General features: G+C 66.9%; 13 protein-coding genes, 3 pseudogenes and 1 riboswitch. Of the genes and pseudogenes, 4 read left to right on the forward strand and 12 right to left on the reverse strand.

Translation table 11 applies throughout. The features are described 5' to 3' along the window. Positions 1 to 18 precede the first annotated feature (18 nt). Positions 19 to 128: riboswitch (TPP riboswitch) on the reverse strand. Between the two features lie 276 nt (positions 129 to 404). Then, a complete protein-coding gene (locus QP164_RS07400; RefSeq protein ID WP_333922730.1) occupies positions 405 to 1,535 on the forward strand; it encodes a histidine-type phosphatase in 1,131 nt (376 codons plus the stop codon). Positions 1,536 to 1,753: 218 nt separating this feature from the next. Here the strand turns inward: QP164_RS07400 and QP164_RS07405 are convergent, their stop codons facing one another. The 5 genes from QP164_RS07405 to QP164_RS07420 all read right to left on the reverse strand — a co-directional run bounded on the left by QP164_RS07405 (position 1,754) and on the right by QP164_RS07420 (position 5,813). Beyond that, positions 1,754 to 1,975: a hypothetical protein gene (locus QP164_RS07405; RefSeq protein ID WP_333922731.1), complete on the reverse strand. Its 222-nt coding sequence runs from the start codon at positions 1,973 to 1,975 to the stop codon at positions 1,754 to 1,756. A gap of 199 nt (positions 1,976 to 2,174) precedes the next feature. Beyond that, positions 2,175 to 4,913, reverse strand: coding sequence for a preprotein translocase subunit SecA (gene secA, locus QP164_RS07410; protein ID WP_277982758.1), 2,739 nt, complete (start codon positions 4,911 to 4,913; stop codon positions 2,175 to 2,177). A 98-nt stretch (positions 4,914 to 5,011) separates the two neighbouring features. Continuing rightward, positions 5,012 to 5,263 carry a hypothetical protein gene (locus QP164_RS07415; RefSeq protein ID WP_333922732.1) on the reverse strand — a complete coding sequence of 84 codons (252 nt, stop codon included), beginning with the start codon at positions 5,261 to 5,263 and terminating at the stop codon, positions 5,012 to 5,014. Positions 5,264 to 5,298: 35 nt separating this feature from the next. Continuing rightward, positions 5,299 to 5,652 carry an energy transducer TonB gene (locus QP164_RS19830; protein ID WP_443027428.1) on the reverse strand — a complete coding sequence of 118 codons (354 nt, stop codon included), beginning with the start codon at positions 5,650 to 5,652 and terminating at the stop codon, positions 5,299 to 5,301. After that, on the reverse strand, positions 5,601 to 5,813 hold the full coding sequence (locus QP164_RS07420) for a hypothetical protein (RefSeq protein ID WP_333922733.1): 213 nt from the start codon (positions 5,811 to 5,813) through the stop codon (positions 5,601 to 5,603). Before QP164_RS07420 ends, QP164_RS19830 begins: the two co-directional genes overlap by 52 nt. Before the next feature lie 99 nt (positions 5,814 to 5,912). Between QP164_RS07420 and argJ the strand changes: the two genes are divergently transcribed. Beyond that, on the forward strand, positions 5,913 to 7,133 hold the full coding sequence (argJ, locus tag QP164_RS07425; RefSeq protein ID WP_333922734.1) for a bifunctional glutamate N-acetyltransferase/amino-acid acetyltransferase ArgJ: 1,221 nt from the start codon (positions 5,913 to 5,915) through the stop codon (positions 7,131 to 7,133). A 110-nt stretch (positions 7,134 to 7,243) separates the two neighbouring features. Here the strand turns inward: argJ and trxA are convergent, their stop codons facing one another. The 7 genes and pseudogenes from trxA to QP164_RS07460 form a co-directional block, all read right to left on the reverse strand. Next, positions 7,244 to 7,567, reverse strand: a complete 324-nt coding sequence (gene trxA, locus QP164_RS07430; RefSeq protein WP_055877560.1) for a thioredoxin TrxA — start codon at positions 7,565 to 7,567, stop codon at positions 7,244 to 7,246. Between the two features lie 64 nt (positions 7,568 to 7,631). Beyond that, positions 7,632 to 11,060 carry a double-strand break repair helicase AddA gene (addA, locus tag QP164_RS07435; protein WP_443027429.1) on the reverse strand — a complete coding sequence of 1,143 codons (3,429 nt, stop codon included), beginning with the start codon at positions 11,058 to 11,060 and terminating at the stop codon, positions 7,632 to 7,634. Next, a pseudogene (addB, locus tag QP164_RS07440) lies at positions 11,044 to 14,002 on the reverse strand (double-strand break repair protein AddB). Before addB ends, addA begins: the two are co-directional and overlap by 17 nt. Then, on the reverse strand, positions 13,995 to 14,693 hold the full coding sequence (locus tag QP164_RS07445; protein ID WP_443027481.1) for a nucleotidyltransferase family protein: 699 nt from the start codon (positions 14,691 to 14,693) through the stop codon (positions 13,995 to 13,997). The pseudogene addB and the gene QP164_RS07445 overlap by 8 nt, the downstream one beginning before the upstream one ends. Before the next feature lie 53 nt (positions 14,694 to 14,746). Then, positions 14,747 to 15,714, reverse strand: a pseudogene (locus QP164_RS07450) (aminoglycoside phosphotransferase family protein). Then, positions 15,711 to 16,151 carry a tRNA (adenosine(37)-N6)-threonylcarbamoyltransferase complex ATPase subunit type 1 TsaE gene (gene tsaE, locus QP164_RS07455; RefSeq protein ID WP_132739821.1) on the reverse strand — a complete coding sequence of 147 codons (441 nt, stop codon included), beginning with the start codon at positions 16,149 to 16,151 and terminating at the stop codon, positions 15,711 to 15,713. The pseudogene QP164_RS07450 and the gene tsaE overlap by 4 nt, the downstream one beginning before the upstream one ends. Before the next feature lie 115 nt (positions 16,152 to 16,266). Beyond that, positions 16,267 to 18,640 (reverse strand): annotated as a pseudogene (locus QP164_RS07460) (PAS-domain containing protein). A gap of 353 nt (positions 18,641 to 18,993) precedes the next feature. On the opposite strand from QP164_RS07460, the gene QP164_RS07465 reads away from it, so the two are divergent. Continuing rightward, on the forward strand, positions 18,994 to 19,434 hold the full coding sequence (locus QP164_RS07465; RefSeq protein ID WP_333922737.1) for a hypothetical protein: 441 nt from the start codon (positions 18,994 to 18,996) through the stop codon (positions 19,432 to 19,434). After that, positions 19,325 to 21,997, forward strand: coding sequence for a TonB-dependent receptor domain-containing protein (locus QP164_RS07470; RefSeq protein WP_333922738.1), 2,673 nt, complete (start codon positions 19,325 to 19,327; stop codon positions 21,995 to 21,997). Before QP164_RS07465 ends, QP164_RS07470 begins: the two co-directional genes overlap by 110 nt. Positions 21,998 to 22,036: the final 39 nt, after the last annotated feature.

The raw sequence follows: 22,036 nt of genomic DNA on the forward strand, positions 1-22,036 counted from the left end.
TCCAATCGGAGGGACGACGGGCCAGCCGCAGACCCTCCCTACGCCGGTATAAGCCGGATCAGGTTCAGCGGGTCATGGGCTGCAGCCCACCTCTCAGCCGCGCATCAGCGGCCCCCGGGGATGTCTGTCGCTTAGGTGGTTGGGCGCGTGTTGGAAAGCGCTATCGCGGTATGCGCCCAGCGGCCGGGGTATGTTCCCATCCGATCGTCATCGGGTGCGGCTCGCCGTATCGGGATCGGCCCTGAAAGAGACGAGGATGGTGTCACGCCAGTGAAAAGGGGTGCGCGTACAGCGCGATCGGCGGCTGCCGTCTCATGTCAAACCAGGACTCCTCGATGCGCGCTATTCGTCCCTCGTTGTCCAGTTTTTGTACGGCGCTCGCCCTGCTGTCGGCCATACCGACCATGACCCAGGCACACCCGGTTCCCAGCGGCTTGCGCCTCGAACGAGTCGTGATGGTGATGCGGCACGGCGTCCGCGCGCCGCTCTCGGGCGAAGTGCCGGTGACGACGCGCACCGCCCAGCCCTGGCCGAACTGGCCCGTTCCCGAAGGCCAGCTGACACCGCACGGCGCTTCCGCAATCGAGTTGCTCGCGCGCCATGATCGTCGCTGGCTCGCGTCGCTCGCGCTCACGCGGTGTCCGGCCGCAGCTACGGTTCGGATCTGGACCAACACGGCCAGCCGGACGATCGCCAGTGGAGAGGCGTATGCGCAGGGGTTCGCGCCCGATTGTCGATTGACCGTGGGCCACCTTGCCGAAGATCGGACTGATCCGATCTTCGAACCGCTGGCCGCCGGCGCGACCGCCTTTAACCCCAGCCAGGCAATTGCTTCGATCGACCGCTTCACCGGTGGGATGGCCGCGCTCGTCGCGCGTCACCGCCCAGCCCTTGTGTTGCTCGACACCGTGCTGGGATGCGGTCATGGCGCATGCAGCCCGGTCGACCCGCCGTCGCTGGTCGCGTCGACCGATCGCCGTGGGATCGAACTATCCGGGCCGATCCGGGCGGCGTCGGGCATCGCGCAGGTCCTCCTGCTGGAAGACGCCGAGGGCATGCCGCGTCGTGCGGTTGGATGGGGACGCGCCGATCCCGTGACGATCGCGCGGCTCGGCGCCCTGCATGCCGCGCTGTTCGACGTGTTCACACGCTCACCCTATATGGCGGCGCACCAGGCTTCGCCGCTCGGCCATCGGATCATCGATACGCTGACCGCCGCCCGCGCGCCGCGTCTCGATGTGATGATCGGTCACGATACCAACGTCACTGCGCTCGCCGCCGCGCTGCACGTCGCGCTCGATGCCCCCGGCTTTGCACGCAACGACGTCGCTCCGGGCGGTGCGATGGTGATCGAACGGTTGCGCGATCCACGATCAGGCGAACGGTTCGTCCGCCTGTACTACCGCGTACAGTCGCTCGCGGCGATCCGTGCGCTGCGCCCAGAGGTCATCGCGACACCGCTCGCGGTTCCGGGCTGTGCGGCGCCGTGTCGGCTCGACCGTTTCGTCGCGCTGTTAAAGGCTCGGATCGCTTAACGTTGCCGTCATCGCGCTGTGTGCATCGGCAAGCACACGGATCCAACCCAGAGCATCAATCGTGCAGCGGGCTGAGACCGGCATGCCACGACGGGCAGGCATAAAGTCAAACGACGCACCGTACCTGTCACCGGACAGTGCGTCGTTATCTGGTGCCCTAACCGAAACGACTAGGCCGGGCTAGCTATCGGCTTGGACATTCCAGTCTTTGGCAGACCTCAGCCATGGGCCCGGGCGCGAGCCTTTTCGGCCCTTGCCTGCTTCGCATAGTGATGATGCGCTACGGCACAACCGACCGCGGCGCCCATCACCGCGTGGCCCTTGCCAACGAAATGGCCACCGACGCCACCGGCTGCCGCACCGCGAATACAACCTTTGGCCAAGACTGGCGATGCCGTCATGGCCAGCAACGGAAGTGCGATCAGGGAAATGTAACGCATGCCTCAGGTCCTTGAAGAACAGGGTTAGGACCGGAAATACTCGCGGCAATACGCCGATGTTCCGTGAGATTTCGTTCATGTTCCCATCGTCGCCAAACGCCGATTGCGGTCGGCGGCCGACCATCTTCGCTAACCTTGCGACGAGCGATCACAGCTTGCGCGGAGCAGCCAAACTTCCGCGCAAGCCGTGGTCAATCGATCAAACGGCGCCGTGACACTGCTTGTACTTGCGTCCCGACCCGCAGGGGCATGGTGCGTTGCGGCTGACGACGCCTTCCCAGTTCGCCGGATCCTCGCCGATATCCGCTTCCTGCGGCTGAGGGATCTGCAACGGCGGCATCGTCGAGGTGATGTGGCCGCGCGTCCCCGCATCGAAATCGTTCGAGTTGTCCTCGCCCGTGAACGGGTCGAAATGCGTCGTGATGAAGTCCGGCAGCTCCGGCAGCCCGACCGGCGCCTGCATCTGGAACTGGGCATGCGCGATCGTCTTGGTCACGTCCTCCCGGATCGTTTCGAGCATCCGCTGGAACAGCGAGAACGCCTCCTGCTTATACTCGTTGATCGGCGTCTTCTGGGCGTACGCGCGCAGGTGGACGACCTGGCGCAATGCGTCGAGCGTCGCGAGATGCTCCTTCCAGTGATGGTCGAGATTCTGCAACAGGATCGACTTCTCGACCGACGTCCACGTCTCCGTATCGAGATCGGCCGACTTCTGCGCGATCGCCTCGTCCGCCATCGCGCGGACGCGCTCCTCGATCACCTCGGGGTCGACCGACTCTTCCAGCAACCATGCGTCGATCGGCGGCTCGAGGTTCATCACCTCGGCAAGCCGCGTCTTCATCCCCGCGACATCCCACTGCTCGGGATACGAGTTCGGCGGGCACGCATCGCCGACGATCACGTTGACCGTCTCCGCGCGCATGTCGGTCACCACGTCGCCGACAGTGTCCGCATCCATGATGTCCGCGCGCTGCTCGTAGATGACCTTGCGCTGCTCGTTCATCACGTCATCATATTCGACGACCTGCTTGCGGATGTCGTAGTTGCGCGCCTCGACCTTCTTCTGCGCGGTCTCGATCGCCTTCGACAGCCACTTGCTGCCGATCGCCTCGCCGTCCTCGATGTTGTTGCGCATCATCTTGGCGAACAGCGTGTCCGGCCCGAAGATGCGTAGCAGGTCGTCGTCGAGGCTGAGATAGAAGCGCGACAGCCCCGGATCACCCTGACGACCCGAGCGCCCGCGCAGCTGGTTGTCGATACGCCGGCTCTCGTGCCGCTCGGTGCCAAGCACGAACAGACCGCCCGCCGCGAGCACCGCCTGCTTCTCCGCCTCGATCTCGATCGTGATCCGCGCCGCCGCCTCGTCATACTCGGGCGTGCCCTCGACCAGCTCCGGATGCTCGTCGAGCATGCGGAATTCGAGGTTGCCGCCGAGTTTGATGTCGGTGCCGCGGCCCGCCATGTTGGTCGCGATCGTCACCGCGGACTTGCGCCCGGCTTGCGCGACGATGTGCGCCTCCATCTCGTGGAAGCGCGCGTTGAGCACCTTGTGATCGACGTTCTCGCCGACCAGGAACTCGCTCAGCATCTCGGACTTCTCGATCGACACGGTGCCGACCAGCACCGGCTGGCCGAGCTCGGCGTGATGCTTGATCTTCTTGGCGATCGCCGCGAACTTGTCCTTGGTGTCCTTGTAGAACTCGTCTTCCTCGTCGACGCGCTTGACCTCGACGTTGGTCGGGATGCTGACGACGTTGATCTTGTAGATGTCGTAAAACTCGGCCGCCTCGGTCGCCGCGGTGCCGGTCATGCCGCCGATCTTGGGGTACATGCGGAAATAGTTCTGGAACGTGATCGAGGCCATCGTCTGGTTCTCGGGCTCGATCTGGACGCCCTCCTTCGCCTCGACCGCCTGGTGCAGGCCGTCCGACCAGCGCCGGCCGTCCATCATGCGACCGGTGAACTCGTCGATGATGATGACCTTGCCGTCCTTGACGATGTAGTCGATGTCGGACTTGAACATCACGATCGCACGCAGCGCCTGGTTGAGGTGGTGCACGACCTGCGTGTTCTCGAAGTCGTACAGGTTCTGCCCTTCGAGCAGCCCCGCCGCCTCGAGCATCCGCTCGACCTTCTCGGTGCCGTCCTCGGTCAGGATGATCGTCTTCTGCTTCTCGTCCTTGTCGTAGTCGGCGGGATCGAGCTGCTTCACGACCGCGTCGACCTGCATGTACAGCTCGGACTTGTCGTCGGTCGGGCCGGAGATGATCAGCGGCGTCCGCGCTTCGTCGATCAGCACCGAATCGACCTCGTCGACCACCGCGAAGTTGAACGCGCGCTGCGTCATCGCGCTGCGCTCGTACTTCATGTTGTCGCGCAGATAGTCGAACCCGAACTCGTTGTTCGTGCCGTAGGTGATGTCGGCTGCGTACGCGGCGCGGCGTTCCTCGTCGGACAGGTTGGGGATGATGACGCCGATCGTCATGCCGAGGAAGGTATAGACCTGCCCCATCCACTCCGCGTCGCGCGCCGCGAGGTAATCGTTGACGGTGACGACGTGGACGCCGTCGCCGGGGAGTGCGTTGAGATAGGTCGCGAGCGTGGCGACGAGCGTCTTGCCCTCGCCGGTCCGCATCTCGGCGATCTCGCCACGGTGGAGGACGATGCCGCCGACCATCTGCACGTCGTAGTGACGCTGGCCGAGCACGCGGTGCGCCGCTTCACGGACCGTCGCGAACGCCTCCGGGAGCAAGTCGTCGAGCTTCTCGCCCTCGGCGAGCCGCGCGCGGAACTTGACGGTCTGCGCGGAGAGCTCCTCGTCGGACATCGCCTGGAGCGACGGCTCGAACGAGGCGATCTTGGCGAGGATCGGATTGAGCGACTTGACGTACCGGTCGTTGGACGAACCGAACAAGGATTTGGCGAGGCCACCGAACATGGGCTGATTTCCTGAATTTGAGACGCGGCGGCACGCTAAGGGCTCGCACGCGGGGAGAGATAGGGCGGCCTGTAAGCCGAGAGGTCAGACGCCCGACGCTATTCGCGCCTGCGGTCCGCCCAGATCGAAGCCTTGCTCAAGGCGATGACTCGCAACGCCGCGGAGACGCAAACGTCTTCCAGCGACGCCAGAACCGCGGCCGGCCGTATCGCAACCTTGACCGGCGCTGCCGCCACCGACTGCGAGCAAACGCTACCCTGCGCGACAGCCTGTGCCGACTGACCACGCACGCCCGGCACCGCGCCGGTCAGCGCGGACAGGAGGGCGGAAAGGAGCAGCAGCAGGTTCATGCAGCACCGGCTGTATGCGAGCCGGCGCGATAAATCTACCGTTCGTCTCGTGGCAGCGCCCATCGAACGCGGGGAAGCTCGAAGCGCGAGACGATCGCTGCGCCACGTGCATCGCGCGCCGGCCTGAAGCGACCGTGACGGACCGCCGCGCGGCACGTACCGCGATCAAGCCTCCTGATACCGCTTCCGGTAAGAATCTCGCAGGCCTCGACGCGGCCATCGATGCCGACGAGTAGCGCGACCCGGACCGCACCCTCCTGCTCGGCCCGGATTGCAGCCAGGGGATAGTCATCGGGACCGAACCATTCCGCATAGCTGCCGACCGGGCGCGCGGGGGTTACGGCAACGGGAAGATCACGGGGAGAATCGTCGGGTACGGAGACCGCCACGATCGATAACTGTCCTGCGCGATGAACATGATGCAGGCGGCGAAGGCGAGGCTGCACGCGGCGATCAGCGCGAGGACGGTGACCATCACGACCCTGCTGCTGCCGTCGAACCGAGCATCCAAGCGGCTGGAATATGGTTCGCTTGCGTTCGCGTCCGTCATCGTCGAGCCCCTCGCGCCATCTTGGACACTGGCGGACCATGGACGGTCAAGCGCGATCGGCGATCTTGCCGCCCGGATTGCAGCGACTATGAAGGCGGGATGCAGACCTCGCCGCTCGCCTTGCCCTTCCCCGCCGCCCCTTCGATCGACGGAATCGCGCTGCATGTCGCGCGTGCGCAGTATAAAAGCTGGGATCGGTGCGACCTGACGTTCGTGACGCTGGAACCGGGGACCGTGGTCGCCGGTGTGCTGACGCAGAGCAAGTGTCCCTCGCCCGAGGTGGAGTGGTGCCGTGCGGCGCTGACACTCGGGCAGGCTCGGGCGCTGGTCGTGAATGCCGGCAATTCGAACGCCTTCACCGGGTCGCGCGGGCGTGCGGCAGTCGAGGCGATCGCGGCGCGGACCGCGGCGCATCTAGGCTGCCAGCCTTCGGACGTGTTCGTGTCCTCGACCGGCGTGATCGGCGTGCCGTTGCCGATCGACAAGGCCGAGGCCGGGCTCGACGCCGCGTTCGCCGCCGCGCCGTGCGGCTGGGAAGACGCCGCCGCGACGATCATGACGACCGACACCTTCACCAAGGGCGCGGTGACGACCGCGGTGATCGGGGATCGCACTGTCTCGCTGGTGGGGATCATCAAGGGTTCGGGGATGATCGCACCGGACATGGCGACGATGCTCGGCTTCATCTTCACCGACGCCGCGGTCGAGCCCGAGTTCCTCCAAGCCGCGCTGTCAAAGGCGAACGCACCGAGCTTCTCGTGCATCACCGTCGACAGCGATACATCGACTAGCGACACGGTGCTGGCGTTCGCGACCGGCAAAGCTGGTAATGCAGTGTTGGCAGACGATGACAGCGTGGGGGCGGACGCCTTCCGCGCTGCACTGGCAGACCTGTGTCATCAACTCGCCATGCTCGTGGTTCGCGACGGCGAGGGGGCGCAGAAGCTGATCGAGATCCAGGTGACCGGCGCGGAGAGCGATCGCAGCGCGCACCGCATCGCAATGAGTATTGCCAACTCGCCCCTGGTAAAGACAGCGATCGCCGGGGAGGACGCCAACTGGGGCCGCGTCGTGATGGCGGTCGGCAAGGCCGGTGAGCCTGCCGATCGCGACACGTTGTCGATTCGGTTCGGGAATACACAGGTTGCCGAGGGCGGCTTGGCGCTGAGCGGTTACGACGAGGCGCCGGTGGCGGCGCATCTCAAGGGCCAGGAAATAGAAATCGGCGTCGACCTCGCACTAGGCGAAGGGCGGGCCACTGTATGGACCTGTGACCTCACGCATGGCTACATCTCGATCAACGCCGACTATCGGAGCTAACCCCTATTGCCGTCACCCCAGCGAAAGCTGGGGTATCCCGGTTGGTAAGCGGGGTGGCTCGAACCGGGAGATCCCAGCTTTCGCTGGGATGACGGAGAGGTAGGTGGTCCTTAGGCCAATTCGCCTTCGAGCCAGGCCTTCAGCCGGCCCTTGGGCTCGGCGCCGACCTTGGTCGCTGCCGGTGCGCCGCCCTTGAACAGGATCATCGTGGGGATACCGCGGACGCCGTACTTGCCCGGCGCGTCGGGGTTCTCGTCGATGTTGAGCTTGGCGATCGTCACCTTCTCGCCTAGCTCTTCCGAAATCTCCTCGAGCGACGGCCCGATCATCTTGCACGGGCCGCACCATTCCGCCCAGAAATCGACGAGCACGGGGCCGTCGGCGTTCAGTACGTCCGCATCGAAGCTGGCATCGGTGATCTGCTTGGTCGCCATCGTGAATTCTCCTTGGTTGAGTCGTATCTAAGGTCGCTCGCGTGTGCGCTCAACCACCGGGGCGCTAGCTTTGCTCCGTGGGCCGATAGTGCGGCTTGTTCGCGGCCAGCGTCTCGTCGTTCAGTACGATCAACCGCGGTCCGGCCGTGTACAGCAAGGCCGCCTCGACCGACCGCCCCGGAAAGATCACGCTCAAGGCTTCGGCATAGGCCGCCATCTGCTTCAGATGGTATTCCGGCACGTCGTCGAGGCCGCGCGGTGCGCGCCGACCGGTCTTGAAGTCGACGACGCGGATGCGGTCGGGCTCAATCAACAGGCGATCGACCGTTCCCGACACGACCATGCCGTTCGCCAGGGTGGCGGCGATCGGCGCTTCGGCCAACGTATCCGCGCCGAACAGTTCGGTGAACCGAGGGTCGTCGAGCACTGCAACCACGCTCTGCACGATTTCGGAGCGTGCTGCGGCATCGTCGACGCCGCCTGCTTTTGCCAGCCAGCGGTCCGCTGCCGTCGCGCGGTCGGTGGCAGCAACCGCCGGCAGACGCTCGAACAGCGCATGGATGAGCCGCCCCCGCTCCGCCGCGACGCGCATCGCCGGCGTCGGCGGTGGATCGGACACCGCGTCGTCACCCAGTGCAGACGGTGACAGCGGACGAGGCGGACGCGCTTCTTGCGGTGCGGGTTCATGCGCCCAGCCCGGCAGCTGGGCGTTAGCCGCGATCTCTACCGAAGCCGAAGCCTTGGCGATCACCGCAGGCTGGGGCTCGACCCCGGCGAACGTCCGCACGCCCTCACCCATCGGCGCTTCGAGCGCCGTCAGTGCGCGATCAGATGCCGCGTACCAGCTGTTCTCCGGCGGCACGCCCTTCGCGCGCGGCCCGAGCGCACCGGCGATCACCAGCCGCTCTTCGGCGCGCGTGGCGGCGACGTAGAACAGCCGCCAATGCTCTTCCAGTTCGCGTTGCTCGGCGGCCGACACGACGGCATCCAGCGGCCCGCCACGCTCGCTCGACCGCGGCCGGAACACCGGTATCGGCGCCGCGCCAGGCTCGGGTGCCCATTTCAGGATGGAGCGCGGTGCCGCCGACGGGTCCGCGGTCGCATCCGCCAGAATCACCAGCGGCGCCTGCAGCCCCTTTGCGCCGTGAGCGGTCATCACCCGCACCGCGTCGAGCGGCGCTGACGGATCGCGGACGATCTCCACATCGCCGCGATCGAACCAGTCAAGGAAGCGCTGCAACGACGGCGTCGTCGTGCTCTCGAACGTCAGCGCGGCGTTGAGCAGTTCCTCGATCGGATCGCGCGCCTCGGTCCCCAGCCGGCGGATCAGTTTCCGGCGTCCATCGAGCGGGCCCGACAGCAGTTCCTCCAGGAACTGGTAGGGCGTAGCGATATCGGCGCGCGCCAGCATCGCCAGCAGAGGCGCGAGCCGCGTCGCGGGTTGCGTGCGTTGCAGGTGACGCCAGAGCGGCCCGGCCTCGCGCGGTGCGGCGGCCATCAGTTCGTCCTGCGTCCAGCCGATCAGCGGCGACACGAGCAGCGCGGCGACGCTTAGATCGTCCTCGGGCTGCAACACGAAGCGGATTGTCGCGAGCAGATCCTGCACCGCGAGCGGGGCGTTCAGTCGCAGGCGATCGACGCCCGCCACCGGCACGCCCTCGGCATAGAGCCGCGCGACGATCAGCGAGGCGAGATCGCCGCGACGCTTGACCAGGATCATGACGTCCTCGGGCCGCAACCGCCGGCCCTTGCTCTCCAGCATCAGGCCGGTATCGGGCGCGAGCCAGCCCTTCACCGCGCGCGCGATATCGCTCGCGAGTTTGCGCACCGCGTCGTCGATCCAGCCTTCTTCATCGTCCTCGCTGCCGCCCGCCGACACCGGCGGCCACAAGGTCACGGTGCCCGGCCCGGCGACCTCGCTTGCGTGTGGTTCCGTGGTCTCGATACCAAGCCCCGGTTCGCCGATTGCTTCAATAGCTGCGTCAACAAACTCTAGAACGGGCAGCGTCGACCGAAACGAATGCGTCAGCGACAGTGCCGATAAAGGCAAACCACGCTCGTTCTCCGGCCAGTCGTCGTCACCAAACGCCTCTTCGGCGCGCCGGGAGAAAGATATCTGCGCGGCTTCGAACTGTTGCGGGTCAGTGCCCTGGAAGCCGAAGATCGCCTGCTTGTAATCACCGACCGTGAACAGCGTCCGCGTCGATGGCGCATAGATGCCGCGGCCGACGAAGAACTCGTCCGCCAGCGCGCGGACGATCCGCCACTGGTGGCCGTTGGTATCCTGCGCCTCGTCGATCAGCAGGTGTTCGGTCGCCTGGTCGAGCTTGTAGCGGACCCATTCGCCGATCCCCGGCTGGTCGAGCAGCGCCACGGTCGTCGCGATCAGGTCGTCGAAATCGACCGCGCCTGCGCGTCGCTTGGCCAGCGCATAGCCGCGCGCATAGTCGCGCCCGACCTCCAGCCCGTCGGCGAGCAGGTCGCAATAGGTCGCGCGCTGGACCATCGACAGCACGTCGGTGCACGCCTCGCCCAGGTCCCGCGCGAGGATTTCGTAATCCGGCTCGGCATCGATCAGTTTCTTCGAGGCTTTGCGCTGCGTGCCCGTGCCGGTCAGCACGACGCTGGCGAGCTCGTCCAACGTCGCCGCGCGATCCTCGGTGTCGAGCCAGCGCTGGACGGTCGCCGCCGCGGCCTGCCCGGTGGCGGTGCCCCACGCGCGATTGGCGGCAGCGATCCGCGCGATGGCGTCGAGGTCGAGCGCGTCGCACCATTCGGCGATCGCCTCGTCTATGTCTCCGGACGGCAACCCGAGTTCGCGTCGGAGCCAAGGCTGGATCCCGACTGGGAGGGCCTCCAACGCGGGCAGTGCGCGCGCGCAGGCGAGCAGGAACGCCTCCGCCCCGCCCTCGCCCATCCGCAGTGACAGCCGGCCGACGATCTCGACCGGGCGTTCGCGGCCTTCGCGCTCGGCGTCGGACAGCATCGACGCCAGCGCCTCGCGTGCAAGCCCGGCTTCTTCACGCGCTTCCAACGGTCGGAAGCCCGGTGTCAGCCCGGCCTCGACCGGAAACGCGGCCAGCAACCCCTGGCAGAAGCCGTGGATCGTCTGGATGCGCAGCCCCCCGCCCGGCGCGTCGAGCACTTTGGCGAACAGCGTGCGCGCGCGATCCTGCAATGCCTGGACCGGGCTTTCGCCGAGCGCGATCAGGTCCGCTGCCAGTGCCGGCGCGGGCATCCGCACCCATGCGGCGAGGCGGCCGCTGATCCGCTGCGCCATCTCGGCCGCGCCCGCCTTGGTGAAGGTGAGGCACAGGATCGCGCCGGGATCGACGCCGCGCAGGAGGAGGCGGAACACGCGGGCCGCCAGCACTTGCGTCTTGCCGGTACCGGCCGACGCCGAAAGCCAGACGTGCGAGGCGGGGTTGCTCGCATCGGCCTGCGCGCCCCTCAGCCGGGGCAGCGTGGCGAGCGCATCACCGCTCACGGCCATACCATTCGTCGCGTCGCATCAACTGGTCATACTCGGCATAGGGGGCGTATTCGGGGACGAGCTTCGCGGTGAACGCGGCGCTGCCTGTGAGCCATTCGCCGACGACTTCGGTGAAGTTGTGCGCGGCGATTGCCGTGAATTCGGCGGTCGGGATCTTGTCGCGCTTGCCCTCGGGGTCGACCGGGCTCTCGATATAGCCGAACGCGTCGCGCTTCTTGCCGAGCGACCAATATTCGAACGCGCCCGCGGTGCCGGAGACGTCTGGGAACCCGCCGCGTTCGGCGATCAGGCCCAGCAGGCCGAGTTGGAGACTGTAGCCGGCGCGGACCGCGGTCGGCGAAGGGGCTTGCCGGTCTTGTAGTCGATCACCGCGAGGCGTCCGTCGGGGAGCTTGTCGATCCGGTCATAGCGGCCAGACAGGGTCACGCCGGCGATCTCGATCTTGCCCTTGCCCTCGGCGCTGGCGACGGTCCGCCCATCCTCGCCTTGCGCGACGATCGCGCCGGCGATCCAGTCGATCGCCTCCAGCAGGCGCGGCTGCCACAGCGCGCGCATCATCGGATGCGTGCGCTCGTCGTCGAGCATCGCCTTCGCGCGCTGCCGGAGCATGTCGACGGTGCAGTTGTCCTGCTTCCACCATTGCTCGAGGATATCGTGCACCGCCGTCCCGCGCCAAGCCGCACTGGGATCGGCATCGACCGGATCGAGCGGCATCAGCCCGAGCACGCGGCGCGCGTAAAAGGCGTAGGGATCGGCCTTGAGGCGATCGACCTCGGTGACGGAGATCGCTTTCGGACGTAACGAAGCGGGCGGCGAAGGCGCAGGCCGGTCGCCCGGGAGATGTTCGCCCGGATCGTCTAGCGCACGCGTCCAGCCTTCCAGTGCCGACGCGCGTTCGAACCGATCGCCCACGAGCGCCTGCAACCGCAACCAGAGCCGCGACGCCAGCGCGGGTGACTTCGCATCCCGGCGCGCTCGCGTGACAACCGCACGAGGTGCGCCGAGCGCCTGCGCGAAGTCGTGTGCGGCCGTACCGACGCGTCGCTCGAGGCCCGGCAGGCCAAGCTCCATCCGGATACGCGGCGCCAGCCAAGGGTCCGGCGCAGGTCGCCCTGGCCACACGCCTTCGTTCAGTCCGCCGAGCACCATGACGTCGGCGGTCTGCAACCGCGCTTCGATCAGGCCGTAGATCGCCAGCCGCGGATGCCCACCCGGTGCCGGCCGCACCGCGACTTCGTCGAGCAGCGTCCGCAACAATTGCGGCAGCTCGCGCGGATCGATCCGCGGCGGTCCGGCTGGGGCTTCGGCTTCCAAATCGGCGAGGAACTCCGCGGCCGCACGCCCTGCGAGGCCGGACCAAAGATTGTCGCCGCACAGGGTCTGCGACGTCTCGCGCAGGCAGGCGAGCACCGATGCCAAGGGTTGCGGCCCCTGGTCGAACGCGTTCGCCAGCGGTGTTAGGAGTGGCTGAACGTCTGCCCACCATGTCGCTGCCGTCCCCTTGCGCTCCTCAAGATGCCCGGCGATCCCGTCGAGCCCCGCTGCCGGCCTTGGCCCGCGCAACCGTCGGTCGAGCGCGCGTGCGCCGTCGAGCCAGAGCAAGCGATCCTCGCCTGCACGGACCAGCGGGTGCTTCAGCAATGCCAGCAGCGCGAGGGGGAGAAGCGCTGCGCCGCCGCCTCGGCAAGTGCGAGCAGCAACGTGCCGGGCGGCAGAATCGACAAGGGTCGACCTGCGCTGTCGTCGATGCCGATGTTCCAGCGGCCGAGATGCGCAGCTACCCGCCGCGCCAAGGCACGATCCGGCGTGACCAGCGCGGCGGTCCGCTCCGGCACCTCCAACGCCTCGCGCAGGACAAGCGCGATCGCCTGCGCTTCCTCGGCCGGGGTTGCGAGTTCGGCGGCGGTCACGCCCTTCAGGCGGCGGTCCTCGGCCGCGATCTGCGTCCATTTGCCGGTGAAGTCCGCGGGTGCCAGCGCGTTGGCGATCGCCCGGCCGCGTGCGGGATCGGCATCGTGCCCGCCGCCCTCGCGCCATGTCTGCACCTCGCCTCGGGCGACGCCCATGCGCAGGAGCATCAGCTTCGCATCGAACTGCGGATGCGTTTCGATCGAACGACGCGTGAGGCCGGTGACCGGGTTCGGATCGTGCGGGCCGAGCGCGTCCCATTCCTCGTCCGGCAGCGCGAGGTCGAGCCCTGCGAACACCACCATGCCCTGCGGCATGTCGGCGATGCAGCGAAGCAGACGCGCGACCGCTGGCGCGGAATCGGTCACGCCCGCCGCGCAGACGATCCCGGCGGCTGGTGCATTCCGCCAGCGCTGAGCGAGCCGGTCGAGCAACGCCGAGCGCCGCGTCGCTGCATCGATCCGCTCGAGCCGCGCGAGTTCGCCGGGCCAGCGTTGCAGCACGATCTCGAACGTCGCCAGCGCACGCCGCCAATGCTCGGTGAGTTCGGGGCCGAGCTCGATATCGCGCAACTTGGTTGGCGGCACCTCCTCGACCAACAGCTGATCGAGCGTCCGCGCAAGTTCGCCGGCAAGCCGTACCGCCTCGGCCGCGTCGACGGGATGGCCTTCCCGCGCCCGCTCTTCCGACACCAGTCGCGCCAAGATCATGCGCCGCTGATATGGCGGCACCGCAGGCAGCGGTAGATCGACATCGTCCGCCGGATCGAGCGCGGCGCCGACCGCCTCGCCCATCTCCGGATCGCCCAGCGCCACCAGCCGCGGCAACACGAGCCCGCCGCCGCTCGCGCGCACGAAAGCTTCGGTCACCGCCTTCACCGCTCGGTTGTTCGGCAACACGACCCGCGCGCGCGCTAGCGCCAGCGAATCGCGTCCCGCCTGCCGCATCAGCCCGGCGACCAGCGCATCCGCAAACGCCCGGTGCGCGGGGATCGTGTACAGTGTCGGACGACCCGCCGTGGCGACATCAGCCATCCGCGAGGATCGCCTCGGTCCTGGGTATCGCGGCGGGGGTCCCGACGTCGAACCACAGCCCCTGGTGGACCTGACCGTAAGCGCGGCCCGCCTCGATCGCGCGATCCCAGAAGATGTTGGTCGAGAACGGCCCCTCCGGCCAGTCCGCGATCAGCCGCGGGTGGAGAATCTGGATACCGGTATAGGCGAACGGCGCGAGCCGGCCGGACTTGCGCCGCCCGCTGATCCGGCCATCCGCGGCGAGGTAGAAATCGCCCGACCCGCGGTGATTATGCGCACGCGCGAGCGGCACCATCAACAGCAGCGCGTCCATCTTGGTATCGTCCCAGCGCGAGGCGAGCAGCTTGATCGCATCGACCGGTCCGTCGATCCACAGATTGTCGCTGTTCACCACCAGCACCGGCGCATCGCCGAGCAGGTGCCGCGCCTGGACGAGGCCACCACCCGTCTCCATCAGCATTTTCCGTTCATCGGAGATGACGACGTCGATCCCCGCGAACCGGTCGGTGACGTGCGCCTCCAGCGTATCGGCCAGGTAATGTACGTTGACGACCGCGCGCTTGATCCCGGCGGCCTGCAACCGCTCGAAGACGTGGTCGATCAACGGCTTGCCGGCGACCTGCACCAGCGGCTTGGGGCGCGTCGCGGTCAGCGGGCGCATCCGCTTGCCCAAGCCCGCGGCCATCACCATCGCCGTCTCAGGCACGATCCCGCGCGGGACAGGGCGGATCGTCTGCTGGCGGCTCACGCGCTCAGGACCAGCGGATCGCCACGCAACGCCGCCGGTACATTGGCCTCGAACCATGCCGCGACCGGCGCCATCACCGGTTGCGCCAGGTCGCGCTCCAGATACGCCCAGACGCGCGGGCACATCGTCGCATAATGCGGCTTGCCGTCGCGCTTCCACAACCGGGTGAAGATGCCGAGGATCTTGGCGTTCCGCTGCGCGCCGAGCACATGATACGCGTTCATGAAGTCTTCCCCCGCGTCCGCCGCCGCGCGATATCGCTCTAGCATTGCCGCCTCGATTGCCGGATCGACCGTCCGCCGCGCATCCTGCAACAGCGATACCAGGTCATAGGCCGGATGCCCCGCCAGCGCGTCCTGAAAATCAAGCAGGCCGAGCGAACGCTCGGGCCCAACCAGCATCAAATTCTCGGCGTGATAGTCGCGGAGTACCGTGACCGGCGTCTCGGCGATTGCATGATCGAACACCGACTCCCAGGCCGCGTCCCAGCCCGCCAGATCGGGCTCGATCCCGACCGCCGGGCAATACCATTCGACGAACAGCCCTGCCTCACGCTTCAGCACCGCGCGATCATAGGGAGGTACCGGTCCCGCCGGCTCGGCGCGCAACCGCACCAGCAGATCGATTGCCGGCGCATAGAGCGACAGTTCCTCGTCCGGCGCGGCATCGACGGTCTCGCGCAAACGGATATCGCCAAAATCCTCGATCAACACGAGCCCTTGGTCGAGATCGCACGCCAAGATCGCTGGCGCCGCGAAGTCGCGCTCGGCCAGCCATTCCGCGATGGCAATGAACGGCCGCGGGTCTTCGTGAGGGGCGGCGCGTCCATTAAAATCGCCTGACGCCCAACCTCGACCGCGCGGAAATAGCGCCGGAACGACGCGTCGCCGGCGACTGGGAGGATCTGCGCCTCACCCCAGCCATGAGCGTCGAGAAAAGCGGCGGCGCCGGGCGGCGGGGTCATGTCGGCCATCGCGACCTCCAAGCTTCCGGGACTCCTACTGTCAAGCCGCGCGTGCCGTCCGGCTCGATCGTCAGGCTCAAGCGAAGCGCATCCGGCCAATAATCAGGACCGGCACGCTCGGGCCATTCGACCAGCAACAGCGAATCATAGCGCGCGTCGTCGAGAGCCAGTTCCTCGATCTCGGCGGGGTCGTCGATCCGGTAGAGGTCGACATGGAGGACGGGGAAGCGGACTTCGGGCGGCTCGTAGGGCTGGACGATCGCGAAGCTGGGCGATGGCGCCTCGCCAGCGAGGCCGAGTGCTGCGAGCAGTCCTCGCGCGACGCTGGTCTTGCCGGCGCCGAGTGTGCCTTCGAGGGTGATCACATCGCCGGGGCGGACACGTCCTGCGAGCATCGCTCCGAATGCCTCGGTCGCTTGCGGATCGAGGAGCCTCACCACCCTCCGTCACCCCGGACCTGTTCCGGGGTCCACCCGTCAGCACTCTCTACGGTCGGCGAACACGCGGAACGGTGGATGCCGGAACAAGCCCGGCATGACGGCGTGGCAGTAATCATCGCCGCGGCAATTCTACGGTGATCAACGTGCCGGCTCCGGGTTCGGAGACCAGCTCGATCGTCCCGCCATGCGCCTCCACGAACTGCTTGGCCAAGGGCAACCCCAGACCAAGCGCGCGATCCCCCATCGGTTTCGACTCCGCAAATCGGTCGAACGCATGCGCGACCGCCTCGGCATCCATCCCGATCCCGTCGTCTGAAACAACAATCCGCGCCGACGTCGCATTGCCGTCGGTGTGCAGCAACATCCGCCCGCCATCGGGCGTTGCCGCGACCGCGTGGCGCAGGAGATGCTCGACGACCTCCTTCAACCGCTTCGGATTGCCGTTCACGCGCCCGGTAGAACGCGCCACCTCGACCGCGAAGTCGAGCTTCCGCCGCTTGGCAGACGGCAGGATCGTCTCCGCCGCCGCGCGAACAGTGGTCGCGAGGTCGACATCTGTCCGGTCGGTCTCCGCTCGATCGCTTTCCGCCCGCGTCAGATCGAGCACGTCGTCGACCAGCAACCCAAGCCGCTCGACGGACTCGAGGATAGCCCCGACATAGCCCTCGGCCTGCGGCGTCATCGCGCCGGCATAGCCGCCGTGCAGCATCTCCGCGAACCCACTGATCGACGTCAGCGGCGTGCGCAGTTCGTAGCTCATGTTCGCGACGAACGCAGTCTTCACCTTGTCAGTCGCTTCAAGCGCGTCCGCCCGATCCCGCAAAGCCTGCTCCGCGCGCCGGCTGTCGGTGATGTCGAGCATTGTGAACAGCGCATTCCCGTCGGGCAGCGGCACGCCGGCGAACTCGAAATGCCGCCCATCCGCGAACGCCACGCGTCCGCCGCGCTGCTGGCGTCCGACTGTCGCCGAGCGGACGAGATCGGGGATCAACGCGGACCGCCCCGGCGTCGCGAGCTTGGCGCCAGCCGCCTCGGCAAACGCATCGACACGCGGATGCGAGGCGAGGAACTCCTCCTCCAGCCCCCACAATGCGCGGAACCGGTTGTTCCACAGCTGCAACCGGCCATCCGCCGCGAACACACCGAGTGCCTCGAACAGATTGTCGAACGTCGCGGTCCGCACGCGCAGCAAGGTATCGCGCGCGCTGGCGAGTTGGACCTGCTCGGTGCGATCCTCGAAGATCAGCAGCAGGCCGCCGTCCGGCAGAGGCTGCGCGACGACGCGAAGATGCGTGCCGCCCCGGAGGTGCCAATTCTCCTCCATCGCCCCCCGCCGACCGAGCCACCCTGCGCCGCGCCCGTCTGCATGAACCAGTCGCGCCGTTCCGCCTTCCAGCTCGGGAAGTCGCGGACCTCGGGCAGCCGGTTGGCTTCGCGCATGCGCTCGAGCACGCGGTCGAATTCGGGGCGATCGGCAAGCCATTCGCTGCGCATCGCGAACATCCGCCGGAACGGCTGGTTGCAGAACACGAGCGATCGATCGCCGCCGAACTGCGCCACACCCGCCGACAACCGGTCGAGCATCGCGCGCTGGGCTTCGGCGAACCGCTTCGCCCCCGACCGCGCCTGCTCCAGTTCCTCGATATCGATCGCGAACCCGGCCACGCCGCCGCTCGGCAGCGGCACGTCGTAGATCTGCAACGACCGGCGCGCGCCGTCGATCGTCGCGGGCAGAACCTGCTGATGCGGCCGCCCCTGCTCGCGCGCAACCGCCGCGCCGGCGAGTGGCCCGCCGCGCCCCGATCCCTCGACCAGTTCCAGCCCGCGCGCGACGACATCGGCAGCGTCACGCCCCTCGACCGCATCGACATAGGCCGAGTTGACCATCGCCAGCCGCAGATCTGTCGCGCGGTACCACATCGGCATCGGCGCGGCCTCGATCAGCCCGGTCAACGACTCATATGCTTCACCCAGCCGCGCGGTTTCCGCCCCAAGCCGGGCGATCTCCGCCTCGCTGTCGGTCGCATCGAATGCCCAGAGCAGCACCGCACCCGTGGCGCCCATCTTGCCGGGGGCTCGGCCCCGCGAAACGTGATCGCGCGCGTCGAACCCTGCAGCCGGACCGAGCGAACGAAGGCCCGCCCCGACCGCTGCGCCGCAGTGACATCCGCGATCAACCGCGCGGCATCGTCCGGGGACAGGCTCGTGCCGCCGGTGGCCAGCTCCGCCAGCGACCGCGGCGGTACGTCCAGCCCAAGCCAGTCCGCCATCCGCTGCGTCATCTCGATCCGCCCACCCGAGCGTATCACCGTGACGATCGCCGGCGATCCGTCGAGGATCGTCCGCAACTGCGCGTTCGCCGCGACGATGTCCGCGGCACCGTTTTTCGCGCGCAGCCCATAGAACAGCGCCGCGCCGCCAGCGACGACGAACACCAGCAGCAGCGCCCCCGTCAGCAGTGCAGCGCCATAGCCAAGCGTGATCATCGCGAAAGCGGCAAGGTGCGGGGATTAGCCATCGCCAGACGTCTAAGCGCGACGGTGCCGATGGGGAAGCCGGCAGCCGCCAAATTCACGCGCGCAAGTCGGTCGACTTGCCCGATCGATCGACCGGTTATCTGGCAGCACGCCGCTGTGACCGAGGCGTCGCCGGATTAGATAGGCCAGTGGCCGTGTCCCAGCTAGGTCGCGGTGTTGCAAGGAAGAAACACTGCGCAATAATCGGTCGCGGCTCATCGCAAGACAATGGCAGTGCTGCTTTCGCGGGCCTAGGCGCGCCTCATTGGCGAAGGACAGGCACGTTGTCGTTTCGCCCGAACCGTTAGTCAGGACGTTCAAGAATGCAGACATATCGCCGCCGCCTGCTCGCCACGACGCTGTTCGTCGGCGCTGTCACCATTGCCGCCCCCGCCGTCGCCCAGACCGCGCCGACGGAAGCGCCCGTCACCGATCCCGCCGCGTCGCAGCCGGCTCCCGATCAGCCCACCGCGCAATCCGCCGCCGATCCCGCCGCTCAGGCGACCGGTCGGGCCGCGCAGGGTGACGAACCCGCTGGCGATATCGTCGTAACCGGGTCGCGCATCTCGTCGCCATCCGCCACTGCCGCCTCGCCGTTGCAGTCGATCAGCGCCGACCTGATCTCGACAGTCCGGCGCGGTCAACGTACAGGACGTGTTGCTCCAGAACCCGACGTTCGGCGCGCCCGGCATCAGCCGTACCAACTCGAGCTTCGCAACCCAGTCGGCGGGCGTCGCCACCGTCAACCTGCGCAACCTGGGTGAAGACCGCACGCTCGTTCTCGTCAACGGTCGTCGATTCGTTTCGGGCGTTCCCGGCAGCAGCGCGGTCGATCTTAACGTCATCCCCGCACAGTTCCTCGAGCGCACCGACATCCTGACCGGCGGCGCTTCGGCCGTGTACGGTTCGGACGCGGTCGCAGGCGTGGTCAACTTCGTCTACAAGACCAAGTTCGACGGCCTGAACATCGACGCACAGCAGGGCATCTCGCAATATGGCGACGGCGCAGATCGCCAGATCAACCTGCTAGCCGGCAAGAACTTCGCCGACGGTCGCGGCAACATCATGCTGTTCGGCGGTTATTCGAAGCAGGGCACCGTCCTGAAGAAGGACCGCTCGACCGAGGCCGGTTCGAGCGCGATCGACCGCACCAGTGCGTCGCTGACCCCGAACGATCCTGAAGTCCTGCTGTCGGGGTTCATCCCGGGCGGCCGCTTCTACGCCGGCGATCAGACGTTCAGCTACGGCACCGACAACACGTTGCGGGACTGCACCACGGTCAGCTGCGGCGGCTTCAACCGCTCCGACTCGCGCTATCTCGCCGTGCCGGTCGAGCGCTATCTCGCTGCCGGTCGCGCGAACTATGAGGTCTCGCCGGCCGCCAACTTCTTCGTCGAGGGCAACTACGCCAAGACCAAGGCGCGCACCAATATCGAGGCGTTCCCGCTCAGTTCGGATCTCGTCAACATCGCGTCCGGCGGCCAGGTGCCGATCCAGACAATCGTCGGCGGGGCGACTTTCCGCAATCCATATGTGCCCGATGCGATCTTCAACGCGGCGACCGACACCGACGGAGATGGCCTTAAGGACATTTACTTCGATCGTCGCCTGACCGATTTTGGTCCCCGCACGAGCAGCGCGACGCGCGACATGTTCCGCATCGCCGGCGGCGTGAACGGCAAGTTTCTCGAGGATCGCTTCAACTACGAAGCCTATGGCATTTATGGCCAGACCATCGAGAACCAGACCGGCAACGGGCAGTATGACAGCACCAAGTTCACCCAAGCGCTGAATTCGTACCGCGATCCGGCAACCGGCCAGATCGTCTGCGCCGATCCCGCAGCACGCGCAGCCGGCTGCGTCCCTGCGAACATCTACGGCATCAACGCACTTGCGCCGGCCGCCGATTATCTTGCGGTGCCGACTTCGTTGCGTTCGAAGATCACGCAGACGGTCGCTGGGGCGAACGTCTCGGGCAAGCTGTTCTCGCTGTTCGGTGCCGATCCGGTCGGCTTCAGCGTCGGTACCGAATATCGCCGCGAGAGCAGCAGCAACACGTTCGATCTGCTCACCCAGCAGGGCTTGAACGGTAACAACGCGCTGCCGTCGACCAGCGGTCATTTCGACCTGATCGAAGGCTTTGCCGAGACGATCGTTCCGCTGCTTCAGGACCGTCCGTTCTTCCACTCGCTGTCGGTACGCGGCGCGGTCCGGGTGTCGAACTATTCGACCGTCGGCACCACGGTCAGCTACAATTATGGCGGTGAATGGGCGCCGATCCAGGACGTCCGCTTCCGGGTCATGCAGGCACGCTCGGTACGCGCACCGAACGTCAACGAACTGTTCCAGCCTGCCCAGCAGGATTTCCCGACCGGTCTTCAGGATCCCTGCGCCGGTGTGACCGCGACGACCGCCGGCACGCTCGGCACGCAGTGCCGCGGCGCGGCAGGCGTTGCCGCCAACATCGCAGCGAACGGTGCGTTCGCGGTCAACCAGGCGGATCTCCAGGGCGTCACCAGCTTCGGTGGCGGCAACCCCGCACTGCAGGAAGAGAAGGGCAATTCGTTCACCGCAGGCGTGGTCATCAACCCGCGCTCGGTCGCGGGCCTGCGTAACCTTGTCGTCAGCGTCGATTACTTCAACATCAAGATCGACGACGCGATCGTCACGACGCCGCTCCAGTTCATCCTGAACCAGTGCTACAACTCGGCGATCCAGCAATATTGCGACCTGATCGTTCGCCGTCCGGCCATTACGGGCCCGAACAGCGCCGGTTCGCTTGACGAGGTCAACACGTCGCCAAGCAACAGCGGCGGCGCAAAGACGTCGGGTATTGACGTTGCAGTTGACTGGCGATCGAACCTGTCGTCGCTCGGTCTGGCTGGCGATCTGACGCTGCACGGCGCCTACACGCACCTGATCAGCGGCTACAACGTACCGTTGCCTGACTCCGCACGGGATTATTTCGCTGGCGAAATCGGCGCGCCGCGCGACAAGTTCAGCATCACTTCGGGCTACGACATCTCGGGCATCGGCTTCACGATGACCGGCACGTGGCTGAGCCAGTCGAGCCTCGACGACCAATTGACCCTCGTCCGCCCGGGCAGCGATCTCCAGTACCGCGTCCGTCCGCAGTTCTACCTCGACTCGCAGGTTCGTTTCCGGACGAGCGACGGCTTCGAGTTCTATGTCGGCGGATCGAACCTACTGAACAACAAGCCGCCGTTTATTGCCGACATCGGCGCATCGGCCGGTCAGGATACCGATACGTCGGTCTACGATCCGCTCGGCCGTCGTTACTATGCGGGCGTTCGCATGTCGTTCTAAGCCACCTGCATTAGCGAACTACAGAGGGGGCCGGAAACG

It is taken from the genome of Sphingomonas sp. LR59 (assembly GCF_036855945.1).
Classification (GTDB): Bacteria; Pseudomonadota; Alphaproteobacteria; order Sphingomonadales; family Sphingomonadaceae; genus Sphingomonas.